The organism is Hartmannibacter diazotrophicus (assembly GCF_900231165.1).
Taxonomy (GTDB): domain Bacteria; phylum Pseudomonadota; class Alphaproteobacteria; order Rhizobiales; family Pleomorphomonadaceae; genus Hartmannibacter; species Hartmannibacter diazotrophicus.
The window spans coordinates 4,743,582-4,767,343 of sequence record NZ_LT960614.1 but is presented as its reverse complement, the minus strand read 5'-3'; the positions used below and the strand labels follow the sequence as shown (position 1 = coordinate 4,767,343).

Annotated in this window: 25 protein-coding genes; 7 read left to right on the top strand and 18 right to left on the bottom strand. The window is 65.3% G+C overall.

The features are described 5' to 3' along the window. Positions 1-37: 37 nt before the first annotated feature. The 7 genes from HDIA_RS22060 to HDIA_RS22030 all read right to left on the bottom strand — a co-directional run bounded on the left by HDIA_RS22060 (position 38) and on the right by HDIA_RS22030 (position 6,010). Positions 38-1,327, bottom strand: coding sequence for a GGDEF domain-containing protein (locus tag HDIA_RS22060; protein ID WP_197708065.1), 1,290 nt, complete (start codon positions 1,325-1,327; stop codon positions 38-40). A 250-nt stretch (positions 1,328-1,577) separates the two neighbouring features. Beyond that, complete coding sequence (gene ureC / locus HDIA_RS22055; protein ID WP_099558109.1) at positions 1,578-3,293, bottom strand: urease subunit alpha; 1,716 nt, start codon at positions 3,291-3,293, stop codon at positions 1,578-1,580. Positions 3,294-3,402: 109 nt separating this feature from the next. Further along, the gene (locus HDIA_RS22050) at positions 3,403-3,897 is read right to left on the bottom strand and encodes a GFA family protein (RefSeq protein WP_099558108.1); all 495 of its coding nucleotides are present in this window, start codon (positions 3,895-3,897) and stop codon (positions 3,403-3,405) included. 54 nt (positions 3,898-3,951) lie between these two features. Continuing rightward, complete coding sequence (locus HDIA_RS22045; protein ID WP_245884030.1) at positions 3,952-4,353, bottom strand: lysozyme inhibitor LprI family protein; 402 nt, start codon at positions 4,351-4,353, stop codon at positions 3,952-3,954. A gap of 10 nt (positions 4,354-4,363) precedes the next feature. After that, positions 4,364-4,669 (bottom strand): urease subunit beta, encoded by a 306-nt coding sequence (locus tag HDIA_RS22040; RefSeq protein ID WP_099558107.1) that lies wholly within the window; start codon positions 4,667-4,669, stop codon positions 4,364-4,366. A 31-nt stretch (positions 4,670-4,700) separates the two neighbouring features. Next, positions 4,701-5,003 (bottom strand): urease subunit gamma, encoded by a 303-nt coding sequence (locus tag HDIA_RS22035; protein WP_099558106.1) that lies wholly within the window; start codon positions 5,001-5,003, stop codon positions 4,701-4,703. A 116-nt stretch (positions 5,004-5,119) separates the two neighbouring features. Further along, complete coding sequence (locus tag HDIA_RS22030; RefSeq protein WP_099558105.1) at positions 5,120-6,010, bottom strand: urease accessory protein UreD; 891 nt, start codon at positions 6,008-6,010, stop codon at positions 5,120-5,122. A gap of 219 nt (positions 6,011-6,229) precedes the next feature. Between HDIA_RS22030 and HDIA_RS22025 the strand changes: the two genes are divergently transcribed. The 3 genes from HDIA_RS22025 to HDIA_RS22015 all read left to right on the top strand — a co-directional run bounded on the left by HDIA_RS22025 (position 6,230) and on the right by HDIA_RS22015 (position 9,012). Continuing rightward, complete coding sequence (locus tag HDIA_RS22025) at positions 6,230-7,465, top strand: D-alanyl-D-alanine carboxypeptidase family protein (RefSeq protein ID WP_245884027.1); 1,236 nt, start codon at positions 6,230-6,232, stop codon at positions 7,463-7,465. Between the two features lie 23 nt (positions 7,466-7,488). Then, positions 7,489-8,709, top strand: coding sequence for a CobW family GTP-binding protein (locus tag HDIA_RS22020; protein ID WP_099558104.1), 1,221 nt, complete (start codon positions 7,489-7,491; stop codon positions 8,707-8,709). Between the two features lie 111 nt (positions 8,710-8,820). Then, on the top strand, positions 8,821-9,012 hold the full coding sequence (locus HDIA_RS22015; protein ID WP_099558103.1) for a hypothetical protein: 192 nt from the start codon (positions 8,821-8,823) through the stop codon (positions 9,010-9,012). Between the two features lie 17 nt (positions 9,013-9,029). Here the strand turns inward: HDIA_RS22015 and HDIA_RS22010 are convergent, their stop codons facing one another. The 3 genes from HDIA_RS22010 to HDIA_RS22000 form a co-directional block, all read right to left on the bottom strand. After that, entirely contained in the window at positions 9,030-9,413 is a 384-nt protein-coding gene (locus HDIA_RS22010) for a response regulator (protein WP_099558102.1), read from the bottom strand. 438 nt (positions 9,414-9,851) lie between these two features. Continuing rightward, positions 9,852-10,400, bottom strand: coding sequence for a hypoxanthine phosphoribosyltransferase (gene hpt / locus HDIA_RS22005; RefSeq protein ID WP_099558101.1), 549 nt, complete (start codon positions 10,398-10,400; stop codon positions 9,852-9,854). Then, on the bottom strand, positions 10,397-11,383 hold the full coding sequence (locus HDIA_RS22000) for a zinc-ribbon domain-containing protein (RefSeq protein ID WP_099558100.1): 987 nt from the start codon (positions 11,381-11,383) through the stop codon (positions 10,397-10,399). The genes hpt and HDIA_RS22000 overlap by 4 nt, the downstream gene beginning before the upstream one ends. Positions 11,384-11,926: 543 nt before the next feature. On the opposite strand from HDIA_RS22000, the gene ftsE reads away from it, so the two are divergent. The 3 genes from ftsE to HDIA_RS21985 all read left to right on the top strand — a co-directional run bounded on the left by ftsE (position 11,927) and on the right by HDIA_RS21985 (position 14,391). Beyond that, the gene (gene ftsE, locus HDIA_RS21995) at positions 11,927-12,586 is read left to right on the top strand and encodes a cell division ATP-binding protein FtsE (RefSeq protein ID WP_099559091.1); all 660 of its coding nucleotides are present in this window, start codon (positions 11,927-11,929) and stop codon (positions 12,584-12,586) included. Then, positions 12,583-13,572 carry a cell division protein FtsX gene (locus HDIA_RS21990; RefSeq protein ID WP_099558099.1) on the top strand — a complete coding sequence of 330 codons (990 nt, stop codon included), beginning with the start codon at positions 12,583-12,585 and terminating at the stop codon, positions 13,570-13,572. Before ftsE ends, HDIA_RS21990 begins: the two co-directional genes overlap by 4 nt. Before the next feature lie 147 nt (positions 13,573-13,719). Continuing rightward, positions 13,720-14,391: a YdcF family protein gene (locus HDIA_RS21985; RefSeq protein ID WP_197708064.1), complete on the top strand. Its 672-nt coding sequence runs from the start codon at positions 13,720-13,722 to the stop codon at positions 14,389-14,391. A gap of 104 nt (positions 14,392-14,495) precedes the next feature. On the opposite strand, the gene HDIA_RS21980 is transcribed toward HDIA_RS21985, so the two are convergent. From HDIA_RS21980 to HDIA_RS21955, 6 genes are all read right to left on the bottom strand, one after another. Next, on the bottom strand, positions 14,496-14,870 hold the full coding sequence (locus tag HDIA_RS21980) for a DUF2794 domain-containing protein (protein WP_099559089.1): 375 nt from the start codon (positions 14,868-14,870) through the stop codon (positions 14,496-14,498). 200 nt (positions 14,871-15,070) lie between these two features. Then, positions 15,071-16,606 (bottom strand): malonate--CoA ligase, encoded by a 1,536-nt coding sequence (locus HDIA_RS21975; RefSeq protein ID WP_099558098.1) that lies wholly within the window; start codon positions 16,604-16,606, stop codon positions 15,071-15,073. Next, a complete protein-coding gene (locus HDIA_RS21970) occupies positions 16,603-18,063 on the bottom strand; it encodes a malonyl-CoA decarboxylase (protein WP_099558097.1) in 1,461 nt (486 codons plus the stop codon). Before HDIA_RS21970 ends, HDIA_RS21975 begins: the two co-directional genes overlap by 4 nt. After that, positions 18,060-19,376, bottom strand: a complete 1,317-nt coding sequence (locus HDIA_RS21965) for a TRAP transporter large permease (protein WP_099558096.1) — start codon at positions 19,374-19,376, stop codon at positions 18,060-18,062. The genes HDIA_RS21970 and HDIA_RS21965 overlap by 4 nt, the downstream gene beginning before the upstream one ends. Further along, positions 19,373-19,981 carry a TRAP transporter small permease subunit gene (locus HDIA_RS21960; protein WP_099558095.1) on the bottom strand — a complete coding sequence of 203 codons (609 nt, stop codon included), beginning with the start codon at positions 19,979-19,981 and terminating at the stop codon, positions 19,373-19,375. Before HDIA_RS21960 ends, HDIA_RS21965 begins: the two co-directional genes overlap by 4 nt. A gap of 108 nt (positions 19,982-20,089) precedes the next feature. Further along, positions 20,090-21,085 carry a TRAP transporter substrate-binding protein gene (locus tag HDIA_RS21955; RefSeq protein WP_425432963.1) on the bottom strand — a complete coding sequence of 332 codons (996 nt, stop codon included), beginning with the start codon at positions 21,083-21,085 and terminating at the stop codon, positions 20,090-20,092. A gap of 132 nt (positions 21,086-21,217) precedes the next feature. Here HDIA_RS21955 and HDIA_RS21950 point away from each other — a divergent pair, with 132 nt between their 5' ends. Next, positions 21,218-21,892 carry a GntR family transcriptional regulator gene (locus HDIA_RS21950; protein WP_099558094.1) on the top strand — a complete coding sequence of 225 codons (675 nt, stop codon included), beginning with the start codon at positions 21,218-21,220 and terminating at the stop codon, positions 21,890-21,892. A gap of 2 nt (positions 21,893-21,894) precedes the next feature. On the opposite strand, the gene metW is transcribed toward HDIA_RS21950, so the two are convergent. Both metW and metX read right to left on the bottom strand, forming a co-directional pair. Then, positions 21,895-22,518 (bottom strand): methionine biosynthesis protein MetW, encoded by a 624-nt coding sequence (gene metW / locus HDIA_RS21945; protein WP_099558093.1) that lies wholly within the window; start codon positions 22,516-22,518, stop codon positions 21,895-21,897. Further along, entirely contained in the window at positions 22,518-23,732 is a 1,215-nt protein-coding gene (metX, locus tag HDIA_RS21940; protein ID WP_162292679.1) for a homoserine O-acetyltransferase MetX, read from the bottom strand. The genes metW and metX overlap by 1 nt, the downstream gene beginning before the upstream one ends. Positions 23,733-23,762: the final 30 nt, after the last annotated feature.

The following is a 23,762-nucleotide window of genomic DNA, read 5'->3' as shown; positions in this document are numbered from 1 at the left end:
CCCCGCTTTGCGCTGCCCGTCTATCAGACCTGCGTGGTCAGGCGGCCATCATCACCTGATTGCGGCCGGCGTCCTTGGCTGAATAGAGGGCGCGGTCCGCCCGGCGGATCGTCTCGTGCACTTCCTCACGGCCCGGACGGAAATGGGCGACGCCGATGCTCGCGGTCACGCGCGGCGCGATGGCGCCCTCGCCAAGACAGATGCGGGAAAGCGCCAGCCGCAGGGCCTGCGCGAGTTCTTCCGCACGGCCGCCGTGCGGCTCGTCGATGAGGAAGTAGAATTCCTCGCCGCCGGCCCGCGCGAAGAGATCGTCCTCGCCGCAACAGGTCATTCCGATCTCGGCGATCCGGCAGAGGACGGCGTCGCCGGCGGCATGGCCGAAGGTGTCGTTGATGCGCTTGAAGTGATCGACGTCGATCACGGCGACCGCAAAGCCATGGCCATCGCCGGAGGCGGCGGCGCTCGCGCGCTGGTCAAGGACATCCATGAACTTGCGCCGGTTGTAGACGCCCGTCAGAGGGTCCCGTTCCGCGGCCTCCTTCAATTGCGCCTCGAATGCCTTCTGCTTGGTGATATCCAGCATGACGCCGGCAAGGCCTTCGACATGCTCGCCGTCGAAGACGAGGGCGGCCTTGTGGAAACAGACGTCCCTGAACGAGCCGTCGGCGAACCGCACCTGGGTTTCGTAGACCTGGGTGCCGGCGGCGGCCATCAGCTCGTCGTCGGCCTGCTCGTAGATCTGCGCCAGATGCTGCGGCGCCACGTCGTAGACGCTGGAGCCGACGACCTGTTCGGCCGAAAGTCCGATATAGGCCTCGAAGGCCTTGTTGCAGCCGAGATAGATGCCGGCGCGATCCTTGAAGAAGATCGGCGGCGGCAGGCTGTCGATGGAGGCCTGGAGATAGGCGCGCTCGCGCTCGAGCCGGTCGATTCTCAGGCTGGACAACCGCCGTTCGGCGAGGACCCGGTCGGCCCGCGCCAGCGCGATCAGGAGATCCTCGCGGGAATGATCGCCGATCACATCGTCCGCATCGAGTTCGATGAGCCGCAAACGCGTTTCGGTGGAAAGCCCGAGGCTGGCAACGGCCAGAAGATACGGCGCGGCGCCGAACTGGCGACGAATCTCGCGTAGCTCGCGTTCCGGGTTCGAGGCGCCGAGACCAATGAGGCAGATGACATCATCAGGCCGGGTGCCGGATTGGGAAACCGGAAAGGGCATGACCGAGCCGAACACGGGCGGCACGGCAAGGCCCGCAGGGGACAGCCAGTAGACGGGATGCTCCGCCGCCGGGCGAACATCGTCCTGCAAGCGGGGTGAATCATGCACGCGACCGTTCTCCCAAGTTGAGACAGTGCACCATCGCAGACGTCAGTCCATTCACGGTGAACGCTAGCAACTTTAGGATAAGAATAGGTTATTGTCGGACCGTCGGCCGCAAAGTCTTCGTTCGAGACTTGTCAAAAACGTGCTTTTTTGACAGGCGGGCGCATCGTTGAATTGTATCTGGTGGGGCAATTCAACGACAGGCCGTCATCGGTTGCGGCGACGGCCTGTTGGCCTGATCCCTGAGGCGAACTCAGAACAGGAAATAGCGCTGGGCCATGGGCAGGACGTCGGCCGGTTCGCAGGTGAGCAATTCGCCGTCTGCGCGAACTTCGTAGGTTTCGGGGTCGACCTCGATATTCGGCGTTGCCGCGTTGTGGACCATCGCCGCCTTGCCGATGCCGCCGCGAGTGTTCTTGACCGCCAGCAGCGTCTTTTCCAGTCCGTATTTCTCGCCGATGCCGGCATCGAGCGCCGCCTGGCTGACGAAGGTGACCGACGAGGCTGTCAGCGCCTTGCCGAAGGAGCCGAACATCGGGCGGTAGTGGACCGGCTGCGGCGTCGGGATCGAGGCGTTGGGATCGCCCATCGGGGCAGCGGCGATGGTGCCCATCTTCAGGATCATGTCGGGCTTGACGCCGAAGAAGGCGGGCGACCAGAGCACGAGGTCGGCGAGCTTGCCGACTTCGACCGAGCCGATATGGGCGTCGAGGCCGTGGGCGATGGCCGGATTGATCGTCACCTTGGCGATGTAGCGCTTCACACGGAAATTGTCGTTGCTGCTGCCCTTGTCCTCGGGCAGGGCGCCGCGCTGGACCTTCATCTTGTGGGCGGTCTGAAGCGTGCGGATGATCACCTCGCCGACGCGGCCCATGGCCTGGCTGTCGGAGGCAATGATCGAGAAGGCGCCCATGTCGTGCAGGATATCTTCGGCCGCGATCGTCTCCTTGCGGATGCGGCTTTCGGCGAAGGCGACGTCCTCGGGGATGGAGTTGTCGAGGTGGTGACAGACCATCAGCATGTCGAGATGTTCGTCGAGGGTATTCCTCGTATAGGGCCGGGTCGGGTTGGTCGAGGAGGGGATGACATTCGGCAGGCCAGCGACCTTGATGATGTCCGGAGCGTGGCCGCCGCCGGCGCCCTCGGTGTGGAAGGCGTGGATGGTGCGGCCCTTGAAGGCTGCGACCGTATCCTCGACGAAACCACTCTCGTTCAGCGTATCGGTGTGGATCATCACCTGGACGTCGTAGTCATCGGCGACGGAGAGGCAATTGTCGATGGCGGCAGGGGTCGTGCCCCAGTCCTCGTGCAGCTTGAGGGCACAGGCGCCGGCCTTGACCTGCTCTTCGAGTGCGGCGGGGAGGGCCGCATTGCCCTTGCCGGCGAAGGCCAGATTCATCGGAAAGGCCTCGGCCGACTGCAGCATGCGGGTCAGGTGCCAGGGACCGGGCGTGCAGGTGGTGGCGTTGGTGCCGGTGGCGGGGCCCGTGCCGCCGCCGAGCATCGTGGTGACGCCCGACATCAGCGCCTCGTCGATCTGCTGCGGGCAGATATAGTGGATGTGCATGTCGAGCGCGCCGGCGGTGAGGATCTTGCCCTCGCCGGCGATCGCCTCGGTGCCGGGGCCGACGATGATGTCGACGCCCGGCTGGACGTCCGGGTTGCCGGCCTTGCCGATGCCGACGATGCGGCCGTCCTTGAGGCCGACGTCGGCCTTGACGATGCCCCAGTGGTCGATGATCAGCGCGTTGGTGATCACGGTGTCGACGGCGCCGCCCTCGCGGGTGACCTGGCTCTGGCCCATGCCGTCGCGGATGACCTTGCCGCCGCCGAACTTCACCTCGTCGCCGTAGGTGGTGAAGTCCTTCTCCACCTCGACGACGAGCTCGGTGTCGGCGAGGCGGATGCGGTCGCCGGTGGTCGGCCCGAACATGTCGGCATAGGCGGCGCGGGACATCTTGTACGACATTTGGGCCTTCTCCGTCTCTTTACGTTCCGCCGACTTCAAAAGTCGTCATCAATTCCGTCGGTTCAACAATCGCTTCGGCGCATGCCGCCTTGCGGGCAATCGGGCCTGATCATTCGATCCAGAGCCCGCGGTTCTTGTGCCAGTCCTCGATCGACTGCGCGGGATAGCCGTCGAAATACCGGTCCTTCGGGCCGCGCTGCACGTCGACCCAGGAGGCCTTGTATTTCAGCATGAGGTGGACGCTTTCCGGGGCTGCCGGCAGATCGGTGTCGATGGCGGAGGCCATCGGATGCACCAGATCCGGCCAGCTGTCGTCATAGAGCCACAGGGAAGAGCCGCATTTGGTGCAGAAGTGACGCTGACCGCTGCTCACCTCGCAGGAGCCGTCGTCGGCGTAGATCTTCGCATGCAGCACGCCGAGCGCATTCTCGTCCTCGACCTTCAGCGTCTCGGCGACGCCCATGATGTTGATGGCATAGCCTCCGCCGCCACCGGTCTTGCGGCAGATCGAGCAATAGCAGCGCTGATAGGGATAGGGCGTGTGGCTCTCCACGGAGAAGCGCACGGCACCGCAATGGCAGGATCCCTTCAGCGTCATCGTCATCGTTGGTTCCGGTTCACGTCTTGCGGCCTGAGGCCGACGGGCCATTCGAGAGACCTAGTTCGTCTCCAGGAACGTCTGCAGTTCCGCGGTACGCTTTCGCGTCAGGTCGGCGAGGCACCCTCCGACGGTCGAGCCACGAATGGAGCCGCCGACAAACTGGAAGCCGGCCGCCTCGCACTGGCCGTCACGATAGGCGATCCAGGCGCGCTGCGACTTCAGCAGCGCATCGGCTGCCCCGCTCTGTTCCGGCGGCAGGTCGGCGTCGATCGACTTCATCTCGGCGATGGCCTTCTTCCAGACCGCATTGAGCTCGGCGTCGGCCCGGTCGTAGTCGCGGGCGACGCAATCGTTGATCTCGAGCTGGGTCTGCGCGTTGCCGCAGTCGTCCGGCGCGCTCTTGCGCGAGGGCGGGCGGAGCCGCGGCGAGCAGCAACATGGATGCGGTGAGGCCGGCAAGACGCATCGCTCAGAGCGCTCCCATCACGTCCTGGCGGAAGCCGAAGACTTTCCTGTCGCCCTGGAAGGGGACGAGGGTGACGGAGCGCGTCTGGCCTGGCTCGAAGCGCACCGCCGTGCCGGAGGGAATGTCGAGGCGCATGCCCCTCGCTTCGGCCCGGTCGAAGGAAAGCGCCGGATTGGTCTCGGCGAAATGGTAGTGGCTGCCGACCTGCACCGGCCGGTCGCCGGTGTTGGAGACATCCATCGTGATCGTCGGAAGGCCGGCGTTGAGCTCGATCTCGCCGGCCGCGGGGAAGATTTCACCTGGGATCATGGGACTCTGCCTCCTGAATGCCGAATTGCGATCACCTGATCGGCTCGTGCACCGTCACAAGCTTGGTGCCGTCCGGAAATGTCGCCTCGACCTGCACGTCGTGGATCATCTCGGCAATGCCGTCCATCACCTGGTCGCGGGTGATCACGGTGGCGCCGGCTTCCATCAGTTCGGCAACGGAGCGGCCATCGCGCGCGCCTTCCATGACGAAGTCGGAGATGAGGGCCACGGCTTCGGGATAGTTGAGCTTGACGCCCCGTTCGAGCCTCTTGCGGGCGACCATCGCGGCCACCGAGATGAGCAGCTTGTCCTTTTCGCGCGGAGTGAGGTTCATGCCGTCCCGAGCCCTCTCTTTGTCCCGCCGCCGGGAGGCGGCTTCGCATGCGCTTGCCCGACGCTGAAGGGCGCGCATCGACCTTGATTTCGAGGCTCAAGCTAATCCGAACCCGGTCAGCAATGCCAGACCCTTGGCACCGTTTTGCCTGAGAAATTTTCAAGCACGGAAATGAGGCAATCGCGCAAGGCGCGCCCGTCCGTGGCAAGGAAGCGGGCGACGAGCAGGCCGTCGAAGGCGGTGGTTCCGGCATCAAGGAGAGTGTTGCCGGCGGTCTCCACCAGCGCGCGCAGTTCGTCGAGCCGGCCCTCGGCGTCGGGCGCGGCATGGACGAGCGTGGCATAGGCGGCCGCGCCCCGGCCGGTGGCGGCGCCTTTCAGGATGTCCCGGCTGTCGCCGACGAGGCGGAAATTGTCGGCATAGACCAGGCGGGACTTGCCGTCCGGCCCGGTCCGCCGCAGCCGCCAGCGGTCGAGGATCGTTGCCTCGCGCACGCTCTCGCCCATCGCCGTGCGGCCGAGGACGACGCTTTCGACGGCGGTCAGCGCCGCGTCATGGGCAAGATCGATGTCGAGCGAGCGGTCGAGACCGGCCCGGTCGAAGACGATGGTTTCCTGCGGCAGCCACAGGGCCCTGGCGCCGGCGCCGACGGTCAGGGTGTTCTCGATCCGCCCCAGCCCCTCGCTGCGGCGGTAGATGCGCTCGGCGGCCTGCGTCGTCGCCGTTGCGCAGGCACCGTCGCCCCAGCCGACCTCGTAGGACAGGCGATCGCCGCCGGTGACGCCGCCGGCGGTGTTGAGGAGCACGGCGACGGGCTCTCCGTCATGAACCCTGGGCAGGCGGATCTTGCAGCAGCCGTCCTGGAACAGGCGGTCGAGGCGGGTCGTGCCATCCCGGTGCTTGAAGGTCACGACGGCGGCGCCGCGCGCCCGCTGCAAGCGCGGCGACGGGCTCGGCGGGGCTGCAGCGATCTCATCGGGTGTTGTCGGCCCGCCGGGTGCGTTCATTATCCGCATGCCTTTCGCGGCTCACCCCAGGGCTGTCGTGCCCTGCAAGCCGATGGTTTCCTTCGCTGTTGACCTTGTCGCAAAGGCCGGATCGGACATCAAGAGGCAGGTGCGCGCGCTGCGGAAATGGTGGGCTCGTTGCCCCGCCCCCTATGCGGATCGCTTGCTTGCCGCTAAAAAGACTCAACGTCCATGCAAAGCATGCGCGCAATACGGGGCATGGCCCGCGGCACTCAATTCCCGAAGATGATGCAGACGCTCTCCATTCGATCGACGTTCCTTCTCCGCCGGCTTCTGGCCGCTTTCCTCGTCGCCCTGACCCTCGCGGTCCCGCAGGCGGCGCGGGCCGCTGCCTGGGACAACGCGCCCTATCTCCTCTTCGACGTGAGGACGGGCGAGGTGCTTGCCGAGCGCAATGCCTTCGCGCCCTGGTATCCGGCCTCGGTGACCAAGCTGATGACGGCCTATGTGGTCTTCGATGCGATCAAGCGCGGCGAGGTTTCGCTGATGTCGCCCGTGACGGTCAGCGCTCATGCAAACGCGCAGGCGCCGAGCAAGATGGGCTTCCAGCCGGGCACGCAGATCACCCTCGACAATGCGCTGAAGATGATGATCGTCAAGTCCGCCAACGATATCGCCATGGCGATCGCCGAAACGATCGGCGGCAGCCAGGCCGGGTTCGCCGCGCGCATGAACGACACGGCCCGCCGTCTCGGCATGACCGGCTCGCGCTTCGACAATCCCAACGGTCTGCCCGACAAGGGGCAGTGGATGACCGCGCGGGATCTGGCGATCCTGACCCGGGCGCTGATCCGGGATTTTCCGCAATATGATGTGCTGTTCCGGATTCCGGCAATCTCGATCGGCGACAAGGTGCTGAAGTCGCAGAACAAGCTGCTCGAACAATATCCCGGCGCGGACGGCATGAAGACGGGCTTCATCTGCTCGGCCGGCTTCAACATGGTGGCAAGCGCGACGCGCGGCGGACGCCGGCTCGTGGTGGTCGTCCTCGGGCAGCCGAACACGAAGGTTCGCAACGAGACGGCCGCCCGGCTTCTGGAATCGGGATTCGGTCGCGGCGCCAAGCTTTTCGACCGCAAGGTGACGCTGGATCGCCTGGCACCGTCCGGCCGGGTTCCGTCCCATCCGGTGGATCTGCGTCCCGACATTTGCGGTCCGAACGGCAAGATCGCGCGCAGCATCAAGCCGGTCGGCACGCTGGTGCTTGCCCCGACCACGGCCGAGCCCGCACCCGTCCCGGTCGCCATTCTCGGCACCGGAGCCCCGCTCACCGTCGGCGACAGCGACGACGAGGACGACGGCACCGACAAGACGACGCTGGCCGGCGCGGTTGCCGTCAGCGCCAATGTCCCGCTGCCGCGCCTTCGGCCGATGGCGCCGGTCCGGCTGAAGGGCACGATGAGCGACCCGGCGCTGCCGGTGGCCAGGCCGTGACCGACGACGAGAACACTCCCGCCATGGCCGAACCCCGCAAGCGCCCCGAACCCATTCCGCTGACCGTCATCACGGGCTTTCTCGGCGCCGGCAAGACAACGCTGCTCAACGCGCTCGTCGCCGATCCGGCGATGAAGGACGCGGCGGTCGTCATCAACGAGTTCGGCGAGGTCGGGCTCGATCATCTCTTCGTCGCGGCGCGCGACGACGGCATCGTGGAGCTTTCCTCCGGTTGCCTGTGCTGCACCATCCGCGGCGATCTCGTGAACACGCTGGAGACTTTCCTGCGCGGGGTCGACAACAAGCGCATCGACAAGCTCACGCGCGTCGTCATCGAGACGACGGGGCTCGCCGATCCGGCCCCCGTGCTGCAGACGGTGATGGCGCATCCCTATCTCGTCATGCGCTACCGGCTCGACGGCGTGATCACCCTGGTCGACGCGGTGAACGGCTCGGCGACCCTCGATGCCCACAAGGAGGCGGTCAAGCAGGTGGCCGTCGCCGATCGGCTCGTGATCACCAAGACCGATCTGCCGGAAGGCGCCGAACGCCTGCCGGCACTGGTTGCCAGGCTGACGGCGCTCAACCCGGCAGCCCCACGGCTCATGGCGGCCAAGGGTGAGGCGACCGCCGCGACCCTTCTCAACGCGGGGCTCTGGAACGCCGACACCAAGATCGCGGATGTCAGGGCGTGGCTCGCGGCCGAGGCCTACGAGACGGGCGGCGAAGCGGACCATCCTCACGGCCACGACGACCATGGTCACCATGAACATGAGCATCATGAACATGGGCATCATGGCGGGGAACACGGCGACCGCGCTCATGGCGGGCATCACGGCCATCGTCATGACGTCAACCGCCATGACGATCACATCCGTTCCTTCAGCCTCGCGACCGACCGGGCCGTCAGCGCGGGATCGCTGGAGATGTTTCTCGATCTGCTGCGGTCGGCGCACGGACCGCGCATCCTGCGGATGAAGGGGATCGTGCGGCTCGCCGAGGATCCGGACCGGCCGCTGGTGCTGCACGGCGTGCAGGAGGTGTTCCATCCGCCGGCGCGCCTGGACGCCTGGCCGGATGCGGACCACCGCACGCGCCTCGTCTTCATCACCAACGATCTCGCGGAGGATTTCGTCCGCAAGCTTTTCGACGGCATCACCGGGGCATTGGCCCCCGACACGCCGGACAAGGCGGCGATCACAGACAATCCGCTCGCCATCTCGGGCTTTTCCGGTCCGCGGTGACGGTTGCGGCCGCCGGTGCCGGGCTGCGTGGATTCGACGGGCCATCTTAACGCTTTGTGAAGGTGGCTGCGGCAGGGTCGGACCAATCGCCAGTTGCTGAAAGGTCCTCCGATGGACGCCGCCTCCGCATCCCAGTCCGTTGTCATGGACGCGATCTCGCGTCAGCAGACCGTGAGCATTGCGGCGCTCAAGCAGCAGAAGCAGGCCGGGGACGCGCTTGTTGCCATGCTCAATGCGGCCCAGGAAACGGCGAAGGCCGCACCGGCTCCCGGAACGGGCCTTGTGGTCGACACGACGGCCTGAGATTTTCCCCGGACCTGTCAGGCCTCGGGCTTGCGCGGGCCGGCCGCCAGAGCCTCGCGGACGGCCTTGCGGATTTCCGCCAGCGTGAAGGGCTTCGGCACCACGTCGTAGATGATGGCTTCGAGATTGTGGGCGCGTTCGCGCTGGTCGGCAAAGCCCGTCATCAGCAGGATCGGCAGGGTCGGATAGTCGCGCGCGACATTCAGCGCGAGGCCGATACCGTCCATCACCGGCATCATGATGTCGGAGAGCAGCAGGTCGAATTTTTCGCCCGATTGCAGGATTTCAAGCGCCGCGCCGCCGTCCTCGGCGAGCGTGACGTCATGGCCGTCGATCTCCAGGGCCCGGCGCACGAAGGCTCTGACAGCCTCGTCGTCCTCTGTCAGGAGAATATGCGCCAATCCTTGCTCCCTTGCGTTGCCAATGAGGAGACCAATACCGGCGACTTGCCGGTCTCCTCGTTCGGCATGCGGTTGAACCCAACGGTTCCGCCGCATGACCGGTCGAAATTGTCTCGTGTCGAGTGACGATTTTTCGGGTGACGACTGCCCGTCTCCCGACCGATGCCCAGTCCCGGATATCCGAGGACTGATTGATCGGACAAATATTCTTATCTCGCTGATCGGATATCTCAAGACGCTCCGGATTTTACCAAAGACGGAGCGATCCGCTTAACCGTCAAACTGCACTGCAAATCTTGAAAAAGAGTTGTGCGGCAGTGCGGGCGGCTGTCTCCGGATCGTGCCGGGAGGGCGCGCAAGGCAATTCGTGGCCGGCCCGTCAGGCCGATATGGAGAGAGAAATTCCGGGCTGGCCGGCGATCCGGCCGACAAGGCCGCCTAGCCTTGCCCGTTTCCGGTTTCCTCGATCACGCCGACATAGGGCAGTTGCCGCCAAGCATGACCCGCGTCCATGCCATAGCCGACGACGAATTTGTCTGGGCAGATGAAGCCGATGTAGTCGGCATCGATCTCGACCTTGCGTTTGCCGGGCTTTTCCAGAAGCACGACCACATCCGCACTGCGGGCGCCACGCTCCAGCATCAGCGCCTTGGCGTGGGAAATGGTGCGGCCGGACTCCAGGATATCGTCGACGATGAGCACGTCGCGGCCGGCAACGTCGGTCTCGATGTCGCGCAGGACCCGAAGGTTGCCGCTGGACACCTGTTCCGCGCCATAGCTGGAGATCGTCATGAAGTCGACCTCCGGCTCGAGCCCGACGCCGTGCAAGGCACGTAGGAGGTCGGCGGCGAAGATGAAGCTTCCCTTGAGCAAGGCAACGACGACGAGACGGTCATAGCCCGCCGTGCCGATCTCTGTCGCAAGTGCCTGGACGCGCGCGTCGATCAGGCTGGCGGAATAAAGCACGGTAATGGGGGCTGACGTCATCTGTTCCTCGTCGACATCTTCCTCCGGTCGGAAAAGCGGACGACGACATCGGTCGCAGAATCCGGCGGGGCGGGAAGACTGCTTTCAAAGCGTATTCGCTCGCCCGGCGCAAGAACGTCTTTCGGCGGCAGCACCGACCATGCATAGATTTCGCGGTCGGATGCGTTGCGCAGGCTGACCCGCAGCATCGGCACCTGCGTTGCGACATCCTTCACATTGGCGATGGCGCCCTGGACGACCAGCAGCGGTCCGGCGTCGTCCTGGCTGCCATAGCTCTTCACGTCCTCGATGGCGAGGCCGCGAAGATTGATGTCCAGTCCGGCCATGGCATAAAGGCCGGCAAGGTCCGGAACCGCGCGGACAATGGGGGTGCGGAAGCCGATGGCCACGCCGACGAAAATGGCGATGCCGGACAGGGCAATGAGCGCGCTGGCGACCTCCGCCAGGGCGCCCCAGCGCTTGCGGTGCTTCTTGTCGGATGCAAGAGGCCTCTTCTTCGCCTTCTTTCCGCGGGGTCTGATCGCCGGGCGATCCGCCGCCTCGAAACCGGGCGGATCGGCATCGATCGTGGGACCGGTTCCAAGAGCCGCATCGAGATCGCTTTCGCCGGCCCCGGATTGCGCCTCGTCCGCAGCATCCGTCTCGCTGTCGGACTCCTCCTCGTCGGAGGCCGATTGCTCGTCGCTGTCTTCTTCGCCGCTGCCGTCGAAGTCTCCGGAGCCCGTTTCGCCGGCCATGCCGTCCCCGGCCCATGACGCGCCGTCCGCCTCGGCTCTTGCCGAGGCCGCCGCCTTGGCCGCGAGATAGGTGTCGGCTGCGGCGCCGGACGCTGCTACAGCTGCCGGGGCGTCTTCAAGGTCCTCGGGAGGTTTTGCCAGCCAGACCGTCTGGCATTTCTTGCAGCGCACGTTGCGGCCTGCCGATCCGATGGCTCCATCGGGCAGGGCATAGGAGGTGGCGCAGTTGGGACAGATGATCTTCATGGCTTCCGTCTCGCCTTGCCGGTTCGATGGTCCGGCGGCTGGACTGTCTGTCTTGCCAGAACGTCCGGTCTGCTCGGGGTCTTACGCCTGGGTCGGCAAAGCGCCGGGTCCTCTCCCGGCCGATGCAACCGCCCGATCGACCGGGAAATGTTCCAGCGCCAATACCTTGCGCCTATTCCTGTCGCTCAAGTCCGATCAACTTGAGCGGAATATGCCCCGGCTGGCGGCAAGACGATTCGGTGTGAGTTTGACAGGCGTCCGTTGACAAACCATTGCCGGATTTGACGGCGGAGGCTGCATCGTGCATCCAGCGCTCTCGCGGGCCGACTCAGTTGGAAGCCGGGCTACAGGCGGGCAGACGCGGCTTCGATGCCCGGCAGCGAGGCGGCCGGACCAATCGGAGGCGTTTTCGTGGATGGCGCCGTCCCGGAAGGCGGTCCGCCTGCGGAGGCCGTGGCAAGATGATTAATGAACCCTTAAATTGCCCCTGCGACAATGGTCGCCCGACAAGGCGTCTCCGCGCCAACGCGCAAGGACAGGTTCGTGATCCGGTTTGAAAACGTAGGACTGCGATATGGGGTGGGGCCGGAGGTCCTGACGGATCTCTCGTTCCAGATCGACCCTCATTCCTTCCAGTTCCTGACCGGTCCTTCGGGGGCGGGCAAGACGACCCTTTTGCGCCTCCTGTTCCTCTCGCTGCGGCCGACGCGCGGCCTGATTTCCGTCTTCGGACGCGAGACGAGCCTCATCGGCAAGAGGGAACTGCCCGGCGTGCGCCGGCGTATCGGCATCGTGTTCCAGGACTTCCGGCTGCTCGATCACCTGACGACCTACCAGAATGTGGCCTTGCCTTATCGCGTGATCGGCATGGAGGAATCGAGCTACCGGGCCGATGTGATCGATCTCCTGAAGTGGGTTGGGCTCGGCGAGCGCATGCATGTCCTGCCGCCGATCCTCTCCGGCGGAGAAAAGCAGCGCGCGGCCATCGCTCGGGCGCTGATCACCAAGCCGGAACTGCTGCTCGCCGACGAGCCGACCGGCAACGTCGATCCGCCGCTCGCCCGCCGGCTGCTGCGGCTCTTCATCGAGCTCAACCGCCTTGGAACGGCGGTGGTCATCGCGACCCACGACCTGCATCTGATGGATCAGGTCGATGCCCGGCGCCTGGTGCTGGAAGACGGGCGCATGGAGATTTTCACGTGACCGTCGGCCGGAACGACGCCCTTCGCGACCGGCTGGGCAAGCATGCGCGCAGGCGCCGGGCAGGCGCCGACGGCGCAACGCCGGACTTCTGGCAGGGCGCCAGCATCGTTCCGTCCCAGTCGATCGCCGGGCGGGCGCTGACGCTGGTGATCGCGATCATGACGTTCCTGGCCAGCCTGACGCTTGGCGCCGTCACCGTCGTCGATGACGCGGCCACCGCATGGGCCAGCGATATCGGGCGCGAACTGACGATCGAGGTTCGCCCGGTCGATGGCGTCGATCTTGCCGGAGAGGTTGCCAAGGCGGTGGCGCTGGCACAGGAGTTTCCCGGCGTCGGCTCGGCCCATGCGCTGACCGACGACGAGACCAAACGTCTCCTGGAGCCGTGGCTCGGATCGGGGATCGATCTCAACGCCCTGCCGGTGCCGAGGCTCGTCGTCATCCAGATCAGCGATCCGACCCAGATCGACCTGTCGGCCATGGGCCGGGAGGTCGCCCGGCAGGTGCGGGGCGGAAGTCTCGACGATCACCTTGCCTGGATCGACCGGCTGCGCGCGATGGCGGGCGCAATGGTGGCCGGCGGCGTCGGCATCTTCATTCTCGTCCTGACGGCGCTTGTCTTCTCCGTCGTCTTCGCCACCCGCGCGGCCATGGCGGGCAACAGCGACGTGATCGGCGTCCTGCATTTCGTCGGCGCCGAGGCGGGGTTCATCGCCCGCGAGTTCCAGCGCCATTTCCTGCTGCTCGGCATCAAGGGCGCGGCCATCGGCGGCGGCGCGGCCATCCTTGTCTTCGCGCTGGCGGACTGGGCCACGCGCTCGGCGGCGGGCATTCCGGAGGCGGACCAGGTGACGTCCTTCCTCGGCGGTATTTCGGTCTCGCCCGTCGGCTACGCGCTGGTTCTCGTGCTGGTCTTCGCGGTCGCCATTCTCACTGCCGCGACGTCGCGCTTCGCCGTTCATCGCGCTCTTCATGCAATCGAGTGACGGCGGCCGTTCGGGAGATCTTCCATGCACCATGAAAATTCACCCGGAACTTTGTCGTCGGCAGCAAGAATCACAGGGGTATTCGTCAGAGCTTGCCGTGATGCCACCTTATTCTGATATGATGCTTCGGCGATGACGATGCTGCCGATGACACCCGTGCCTCTGATGAGCGATGCCGGAGACAGCGAGACCGGCTATGATGACCGCCGCCTGTCGCGGCGCGGCGGGATTTTCGGCGTGCGTTCGCTCGTCATCGTCGCCCTCTGCCTGGGACTGGCGCTCTGCGGCTATCTGGCCAACGACTTCATGCGTTACGCGGCTGAGGTCACGGAGATGAGTGCGCCGGCGGGACTGAAGGCCGACGGAATCGTCGTCCTGACCGGCGGCAGCGAGCGGGTGAAGGGCGCGGTCGACCTTCTGGAAGCGGGTCGCGGTAGCCGCCTGCTGATTTCCGGCGTCCACCCGGACACGCGCGCCAAGCAGATCGGCCAGATCACCAATGCCTCGAAGAGCCTGTTCGACTGCTGCATCGATCTCGACCGCAAGGCGGCGAACACGATCGGCAATGCAAGGCAGACGGCGAAATGGGCCGCAAGCAACCGATTCAGCTCGCTGCTCGTGGTGACGAGCGCCTACCACATTCCCCGCTCGATGCTGGAGCTTGCCAGCGCCATGCCCCATATGCGGCTCATTCCCTATCCGGTTTCGCCGGTGGGGGACGATCTCAAGTCCTGGTACATGAAGCCGGGGACCTGGCGGCTGCTGGTCGTCGAATACGCGAAATATCTGGCCACCAAGGCGCGTCTGGCGCTGGGATAGCTTCGCTTCTCCGTCCGAAGCCGGGCGGGCGGCTTCTCGCCTGCAAAATTCCTGGCCGTTCAGCGCCTCGATCCGGACGACGGCTTCGGCTGCCGATGTCTGGCTCAGTCGACCAGCTTGAGGCTCTTGTCGATCACACGCAGGACGCGGGCCAGTTCCTGGCCCCGTTTCAGGATCATGCCGTTCTGGCTGATGACCGAATAGGTGCCCTGGCGCCTTGCCAGCGCGGGCTCCTTCTCCACGCGGTAGAGCGGCACTTCGCTGGCCCGGCGGAAGATCGAAAAGACGGCGCGGTCCTTCAGGTGATCGACCGCATAGTCGCGCCATTCACCGGCCGCCACCATGCGCCCGTAGACGCGCAGGATCTGGGAGAGTTCGTGGCGGTCGAAGGAGACGACCGGAAGGCCCGATGCGCGCGAGGCGACCAATTTGGGCGCTCTTGCCCCGTGCGCCGGATCCGCTACGGGGCGTGGCTTCATCGGAGGGCTCGGCCAGCCGTCCACAGGTGCGACGATGTTGTCGATGACGGGCCGCTCGCCGTGTTCGTCCGGCGTTTCCTTGTCGATTTCGTCCAAAAGCCTCTCCCGGACCTTACGTGTCATGGGTCCGTCATGATCGCGCCGCTTGGCCCGCAACGCAACAGGGTCGATGCCGGAACGTTCCGGCGTCGTCGCTCGCGTCAGACCGCCGCCCGTCCCTTCTCGTCGGCCGCAAAGAGATCGCCATAGGTGTCGCGCAGGATGTTCTTCTGCACCTTGCCCATGGTGTTGCGCGGCAGGTCGTCGACGAAGATCACGCGCTTGGGTTGCTTGAAGCGGGCGAGCTTGTCGGCAAGACCCTCGAGAATCTGCTTCTCGCCCACCGAAGACCCCGGCGTGCGGACGACGACGGCGGTCACGCCCTCGCCGAAATCGGGATGGGGAACGCCGATGACGGCGCTCTCGACGACGCCTGGGATCTGGTCGATCTCGCTCTCGACCTCCTTGGGATAGATGTTGTAGCCACCCGAAATCACGAGGTCCTTGCCGCGTCCGACGATGTGGACGTAGCCGTGCTCGTCGATCTTACCGAGGTCGCCGGTGATGAAGAAGCCGTCGTCGCGGAACTCGGCCTTCGTCTTTTCCGGCATCCGCCAGTAGCCCTTGAAGACGTTGGGGCCCTTCACCTCGATCATGCCGATGCCGCCGTCGGCAACGGACTTGCCCGTGTCGGGATTGCTGATGCGCACCAAGACGCCCGGCAGCGGAAAGCCGACCGTGCCCGCGATCCTCTCGCCCTCATAGGGGTTGGAGGTGTTCATGTTGGTCTCGGTCATGCCGTAGCGTTCCAGGATGCGGTGCCCGGTCTTGTCCTCGAACTGGCGATGGGTCTCGGCGAGCAGCGGCGCCGAACCGGAGGTGAAGAGCCGCATCGTGCGGGTCGCCTCGCGTGTCAGGCCCGGATGCTGCAGGAGGCGGGTGTAGAAGGTTGGCACACCCATCATCGTCGTCGATGAGGCCATCAGCGCCAGCACCTGATCGGGATCGAACTTCGGCAGGAAGATCATCGATGCGCCGGCCAAAAGGATCACGTTGCTGGCGACGAAAAGACCGTGGGTGTGGAAGATCGGCAGGGCATGGATCAGCCGGTCGGCCCCGGTGAAGCGCCATTCCTCGACCAGCGTCTGCGCGTTGGAGAGGAGGTTGTCGTGGCTGAGCATCGCGCCCTTGGAGCGGCCCGTCGTGCCGGACGTATAGAGGATCGCGGCAAGATCGTCGGGGCCGCGAGCAACGTCGGCGAAGGGGCTGGACGCGGGAAGGCCGTCCAGGAGCGAGCCGCCGGCCTTGTCGTCGAGTGTCTTCAGCGTCGCGCCGACCTTGCCGGCAATCGGCGTCAGTCCCGCCTCGGACTTCGGCGAACAGACGACGAGCGAGGGCTCCGCGTCGGTGATGAAATAGTCGAGTTCCGCAAGCGTATAGGCGGTGTTGAGCGGCAGGTAGACGGCGCCGGCGCGGATGGCCGCCAGATAAAGCATCAACGCTTCCGGGCTCTTTTCCACCTGCACGGCGATCCGGTCGCCGGGTTTGACGCCGAGATCGACGAGCCTCGACGCAAGGCGCCCGGAAAAATCCAACATGTCGCCATAGGTCCAGATCTTCCCGTCCGCCGTTTCAATGAAGGGGGTGGCGGCCTCACGTGCAGCTTTGGCGATGGCGCTGAAGAGATGATTGGTCATTGAGTAAGTTCCCTGGCGACTTTGTCGCTCTTGTCCGAGGCAGCCTGATCCTTGATCGCCTTGGCGTTTCTCGGCGCCTCGTCCTTCCTTGCCTTGTCCTTCGAGGAGCGTTCGGCGCGCAGCAGCTTGCGCACGGCGGAGGAGGCGGCCACTTCACCCTTGGCCGCATAGGCCTCGTGGTTCGTTTCGATTTCGTCGATCTTGTAGAGATAGTTGACCATCAGCCCGTGGGATTGCTTCAGGGCACGAGCCGAGCGGTCGCCTAGGATGTTGATGCGCTCCAGCCGGGCGCCGTTGCCAAGATGGAAGCGGGCGACGGGGTCGACCGGCTTTCCGCCGCGTCCCCGGGCCTTCAGGAAGAACCAGGCCGCGGCCTGCGTCAGTGCGGGCTGGAGGGCTGCCACGGCGGCGGCATCGGCCGCCCAGTCGGGATTGTCGAGGCCGGCAAGTTTCTGCTGTTCGTCCTCATTGAACGCTTCGGATGTCTCCGCAGCCCGTTCGGCGCTGAGCCAGGCCGCAAAGCCCGGAACCGGCGAAAGGGTGACGAAGGTGTCCAACTTCGGGCATTCGCGGCTCAGGTCCTCGACCACCTGCTTGATCAGGAAATTGCCGAAGGAGACGCCGCGCAGGCCCTCCTGGCAGTTGGAGATCGAGTAGAAGACGGCGGTCGTTGCCTCGTCGGCCGGCACGATCTCGCGATCCTCCTTCAGCACGTCGTCGATCGCGGCCGGGATCTCGCGCATCAGGGCGACCTCGACGAAGATCAGCGGATCGTCGGCGAGCTGGGGGTGGAAGAAGGCGAAGCAGCGCCGGTCCTCGGGCGCGAGCCGGCGGCGCAGTTCGTCCCAGCCGGAGATGTAGTGCACCGCCTCGTAGCGGATGATCTTCTCCAGGATGTCAGCCGGGGTCGACCAGTTGATCGGCTTCAGCATCAGGAAGCCGCGATTGAACCAGGAGACGAAGAGATGGGCGAAGTCCGCATCGAGCGCCTCCAGATGCGGGTGACCGGCCTTGATCTTCAGGAGCGTCTCGCGCATGGCGACGAGGGTCGCGATCCCCTTCGGCGCGAGATTGAGCCGCCGGATCAGTTCCTGCCGGCGCGGCTCGGCGGCAAGATGCAGTTCCCGCATGGCTTCGGGGGTCGGATTGAGGCGGTAGGCGTCGATCGCCAGTTCCAGACGCGCCTCGTCCGCCCCGAACTCCTCGGCGAGGAGCACAAGGAATTCGCGCTTGCGCTCGTCGTCGAAACGCTGCCAGCGGTCGAGGATCGATTTGGCGAGCGCCATGCCGGAGGCTTCGCCCTGGCTGGAGAGCAGCGTTTCGCAATTGGCCTTGATGTTTCCGAGACTGACGATCTCGTGGCGCTCGTTCTCTCTTGCCGAGGTCAGCGACAGGAAGCGCCGGCTGCTGTCGGCGATCGATTGCAGCATGTCCGCGAAATAGGAAACACCGTTCATTGCGAAACCCCCATCATGTGATTGGGCAACCAGGTGGCAATCCCCGGGAAAAGACACAGGATGACGATGGCGAGAAGCATCACCAGCACGTAGGGCAGGGCCCCCCAGAGGATGTCGCGAGTGGCAACGCCCGGTGCAATGGCGTTGATGACAAAAAGGTTGAGACCGATCGGCGGCGTGATGAGGCCGACCTCCATGTTGATCGTCAGGACGATCGCGAACCAGTAGGGGTCGAAGCCGGCCTGGGTGATGATCGGATAGAGCATCGGCGCGGTCATGACGATCACGGCCACCGGCGGCAGGAACATGCCCGCAACAAGCAGGAAGACGTTGATCACCGCCATGAGGACCCAGCGGTTGACCTCCAGGTCGGCGATCGCGGCGGCCACGGTCTGGGTGATGAAGAGCGAGGAAAGCGCGAAGGCGAAGAGTTCGGCAGACGCCATGATCATCATGATCATGACGCTCTCGCGCATCGCGGAGGCGAAGATGCCACTGACCGGCCGGAAGCGGAACAGCCGGTAGGCGAGGATGACGACGACAAGCGTCAGGAACGCTCCCGCGCCGGCGGCCTCGGACGGCGTGGCGATGCCGCCGTAGAGCACGAAGAGCGTGCCGGCGATGATCAGCAGGAAGGGCAGGATGCGCGGCAGGCCGGCGAGGCGCTCGGCCAGCGTGTAGCGGATATCGAGACCCGCGAAGCGATAGCCCTTGCGGCTGCAGTCGATGAGCGCCCAGATCATGAACATCACCGTCAGCATGATGCCGGGAAAGACGCCGGCCATGAAGAGGCGGCCGATCGAGGTCTCGGTCGAGATGCCGTAGACGATGAGGGTGATCGATGGCGGGATCAGGATGCCGAGAGTGCCGCCGGCGGCGATGGAGCCGGTCGCGACGCTCGCCGGATAGCCCCGGTTCAGCATCTCCGGAATGCCCATCTTGCCGATGGCGGCGCAGGTCGCCGGCGAGGAACCGGTCATGCCGGAGAAGATCGCGCAGGCGCCGATGTTGGACAGCACCAGCCCGCCCGGGATGCGATTGAGCCAGCGGTCGAGGGCCGAATAGAGATCGGCGCCGGCGGGCGAGGAGGCAACGGCGGCCCCCATCAGCACGAACATCGGGATCGAGACATAGGCGATGTTGGCGATGCCGGAAAACATCGTGTCGCCGAGGACGTAGAAGATGTTCCAGCCGCTCTCGATGAAGAGGGCGGCGAAGGCGGCGAGCCCCAGCGCGAAGGCGATCGGCATGCCGGTGCCGAGCAGCATGAAGAGGGCGGCAATGATGGTGAGACCGGCGAAGGCGGGGTTCATCGCGTGCCCTCCTTGAGCGGCGTGCGCCGGCTGTTATCGGCGGAAGATTCGGGGGGGACCGTCACACCATGGACCGCAAGGTCGGAGGCGGCGGGGGTGGACGTTTCGCTGCCGGCATTGCGCAGGGCCCCGATGCGGGCCGTGATCTCGGCAATGTATTGCAGGCAGAGCATGGCGAAGCTGATCGGCATGGAGCTCAGGGGGATCCAGAGCCTCGGCGCCCAGACGCTGGAATGGGTCCAGCCGCCTTCCCAGGCTTCGTGGAACTGGATCCAGCCCGCCCCCAGCATGATGACACAGAAGGCAAGCCCCAGAAGGCTGCCGACGAGCCTCAGGATGGCGCGCGGTCGGCCGGAGAGCGTCATCTCGACGACGTCGACGCCGACGTGACCACCCTTCAGAAGAACGTAGGGGGCGCCGAGGAACATCGCGGCGGTCGCCGCGAAGATCACGAAATCCGTCTGCCAGTAGGTCGGCAGCCGGAAGACGTAGCGCATCAGGATCATCTGGCAGACGACCAGCATCGAGGCGATCATCAGCAGGGTCGCGATGACGCCGAAAAACCGGGAAAGAAAGCCGACAAGGCGGATGTAGGTCCTCGCCATCGCGATGGGGATCCTGAAAAAGCGTTGGAATTGGGGTGCAACGCGCCGGCAGGGACGGTCGCGGGCATGTCACCCGCAACGCCTGCCCTGCCGGCAGGATTGCCGTGCTCACTCCACCGCAAGGGCCTTTTCGATCAGTTCCTGGCCGCCGGGAACCTTCTCGGCGAAGTTCTTGTAGGAGGACTGCTGGGCGATCTCGAGCCAGGCGTCGTAGTTCTCCTTCGACATCGACGTGACCTCGACGCCGGCCTTCGTGTAGGCGTCGATCAGCTTCTGGTCGCCCTTGCGGACTTCCTCGTTGAAAAAGGCTTCGGCCTTGGCGCCGGCCTCCATGAGGGCCTTCTGCTGCTCGGGGGTGAGGCCGTCGAAGACCTTCTTCGACATCAGCACCGGCTCGTACATGAACCAGAGGGCATTATCGCCCGGCGCCGTCAGGCATTTCGCCAGTTCATAGATGCGATAGGAAACGAAGCTTGCCGACGAGGTGTTGGCGGCATCGAGTACGCCGGTCTGCATGCCGGTGTAGATTTCCGACGAGGGCATCGAGGCGATCGACGCGCCGGCCGCCGCCAGCATTTCCTCGAAGGCGGGACCCGCGGCGCGGATCACCTGCCCCTTCACCGTGTCCGGTGCGGTGATGCAGGACTTGGTCGAGGCGAAGGCGCCCGAAAGCCAGGCATCGGAGAGCACGATCGCCCCGGAATCGTCGATGATCTTCTTGATGTCCGCCATGAAGGGCGAATCGTTGAGGCGCATGGCGCGGTCGAAATTGCCGACAAGGCCTGGCATCAGCGTCGCGGAGAATTCCGGATGACGGCCCGCGGCGTAGTCGAGCGGAAAGGACGTGATGTCGAGAAGGCCGCGCGTCACGGCATTCCACTGGTCGTTGGGCTTGTAGAGCGAGGCGCCCGGATAGACCTGGATCTCCAGGTCGACGTTGGCGGCCGCCACGTCGCGCGCAATCATCTGCACCATCTCGTCGCGGATGTCGCCCTTGCCGCCCGGAAACTGGTGCGAGGCTTTCAGGATCGTTGCCGCCGACGCGCCGCCAGCAACGGCGCAGCCAGCTACCACCACGGCCGCAAGGCCGATGCCCTTCATCATCTGTCGCATGAGGTCCTCCCTTTGGTCCGGATCTTCGTCCGGCATGGCGGCTAGTGTGGGACTATCATGTCGACAATGTCAATCTCCTTGTATACAAGAAAGGGATGACTGCTGGCGTCAGGGCGGGAATCGATGAGTACCAATACCTTTCACAAGCTGCGCGACGAGATCGAGAACGACATCGTCGCTGGCGTCTACGAGCCGGGGGAACGTCTCGACGAGGTGCAGCTTGCGACGCGCTTCGGCGTTTCGCGCACGCCGGTGCGTGAAGCCCTGATGCAGCTTTCCGCGACGGGGCTCGTCGAAATCCGGCCGCGGCGGGGAGCGATCGTCGCCGATCCCGCGCCCGAGCGGCTCTACGAGATGTTCGAGGTGATGGCGGAACTGGAGGGCATGGCCGGGGCGATGGCGGCCCGTCGCCACACCGAAGCGGACCGCGAGGCGCTGGTCCAGGCGCATGCGCGCTGCGAGGAAGCGGCCAAGGCGGGCGATTCAGACGCCTATTACTACGAGAACGAGATTTTCCATCTGGCCGTCTATGCGGCCAGCCACAGCGGTTTCCTGGAAGAGCAGTGCGGCCTGCTGCATCGCCGGCTGCGTCCCTATCGGCGTCTGCAGCTTCGCGTCCGCAACCGCGTCGGGTCATCCGTCGCCGAGCACGGGGCCGTTCTTGCCGCGATCCTTGCCGGAGACGAGGCCGCGGCACGCAGCGCCCTGAAGGCGCATGTGGCCGTCCAGGGCGACCGTTTCAGCGATCTGACCGCCAGTCTCACGACGCGCCGCCGTGTCACGGAGGCGGCGCGATAGCGTCAGCCTTTCTTCGACAGCAGAAACACCGCCTGTTCGCCGAAGAGATTCCACCAGGACCAGGGCATGTTGAAGGGCACGCGTTTGCCCGCGCCATCGATGGCCACGGCCTTTTCCACATGCGCGCCGATTTCGTCGCACAATGCGACGAAGTCGCGGATGGTGCAGAAGTGGATGTTCGGCGTGTCGTGCCAGGAATAGGGCAGCTTTGCGTTGACCGGCATGCGTCCGCCGAACAGGAGCCGGCGGCGAACGTCCCAGTAGCCGAAATTCGGGAAGGAGATGATGGCCTTCGTGCCGATGCGCAAAAGTTCGGTCAGCACCGTTTTCGGCGCGTGGGTCGCCTGGATGGTCTGGCTCAGGATCGCGTAGTCGAAGGCGTGGTCGGGATAATAGCCAAGGTCGCGGTCGGCATCGCCCTGGATGACCGAAAGGCCGCGCTTGACGCAGGCGTTGACGCCCGCCTGGCTGATCTCGATGCCGCGTCCGTCGACATGGCAGGTGGCGGCCAGATAGGCCAGAAGGTCGCCGTCGCCGCAGCCGACATCGAGAACGCGTGCGCCGTCGTGCACGAGTTCAGCGATCAGGCGGAAGTCGATGCGGACGGAACTGGTGACGTCGGCCATCAGGCAGCCTCGCTTTCGGCGGGGCCGGGAATGCCGCGTGCCCTTGCCGCGCCGGACAGAAAACCGCGGATGGTGGCGAAAAGCTCCGGCTCGTCGAGCAGGAAGGCGTCATGGCCGCGCGGTGAGTCGATCTCCACGAAGGAGACGTTCGCCCCGGCGGCGCTGAGGGCATGCACCACCATCTTGCTTTCGGCGGTGGGGAACAGCCAGTCGGTCGTGAAGGAAACGACGCAGAACCGGGTCTTCGTGCCCTTGAAAGCGCGGGCGAGAACGCCGCCATGACGCCCGGCGATATCGAAATAGTCCATCGCCCGCGTGACGTAGAGATAGGAATTGGCGTCGAAGCGGTCGACGAAGCTCATGCCCTGGTGGCGCAGATAGCTTTCGATCTGGAAGTCCGCCTCGAAGCCGAAGGTCAGCTGTTCGCGGTCCTGCAAGTTGCGGCCGAATTTCGCGTGGAGCGACTGGCCGGACATGTAGGTGATATGCGCGGCCATCCGTGCGACGGCGAGGCCCTTCTTGGGATTCTTGCCCTCGACGAGGTAGTTGCCGCCGCACCAGTCCGGATCGGCCATCACCGCCTGACGGCCGACCTCGTGGAAGGCGATGTTCTGCGAGGAATGCCGGGCACCGGCCGCGATCGGCACGGCCGCGAAGACACGGTCCGGATAGCTAGCGGCCCATTCCAGCACCTGCATGCCCCCCATGGAGCCGCCGACGACGGCAAACAGCGTCTCGATGCCGAGGCGGTCGACGAGGGCGGCCTGCGAGCGCACGATGTCGGCGATCGTGATGATCGGCAGCGACAGGGCGTAGGGCTTGCCGGTCTCCGGATTGATCGAGGCCGGTCCGGTGGTGCCGAGGCAGCCGCCAAGGACGTTGGCGCAGATGACGAAGAAGCGGTCGGTGTCGACCGGCTTGCCGGGGCCGACCATCATCGACCACCAACCGGGCTTGCCGGTCACCGGGTTGGAACTCGTCACATACTGGTCGCCGGTGAGGGCGTGGCAGACGAGCACCGCGTTCGACTTGTCGGCATTGAGCGTGCCGGCGGTCGTGTAGGCGATCTGCCAGGGGGCGAGCTGTTTGCCGCTGTCGAGATTGAGCGGTGCGTCCGTGCCGAAATGCTCGACAAGGCTGGACGGCCGGTCGGCTTCGGACCGGCGCTTCTGCTCGGTTTCATCCAGATCGGCTATGGCGGCCGATTGGGTCATGGTCGTCATCCTGGCCTGTGAGAGAGGCAA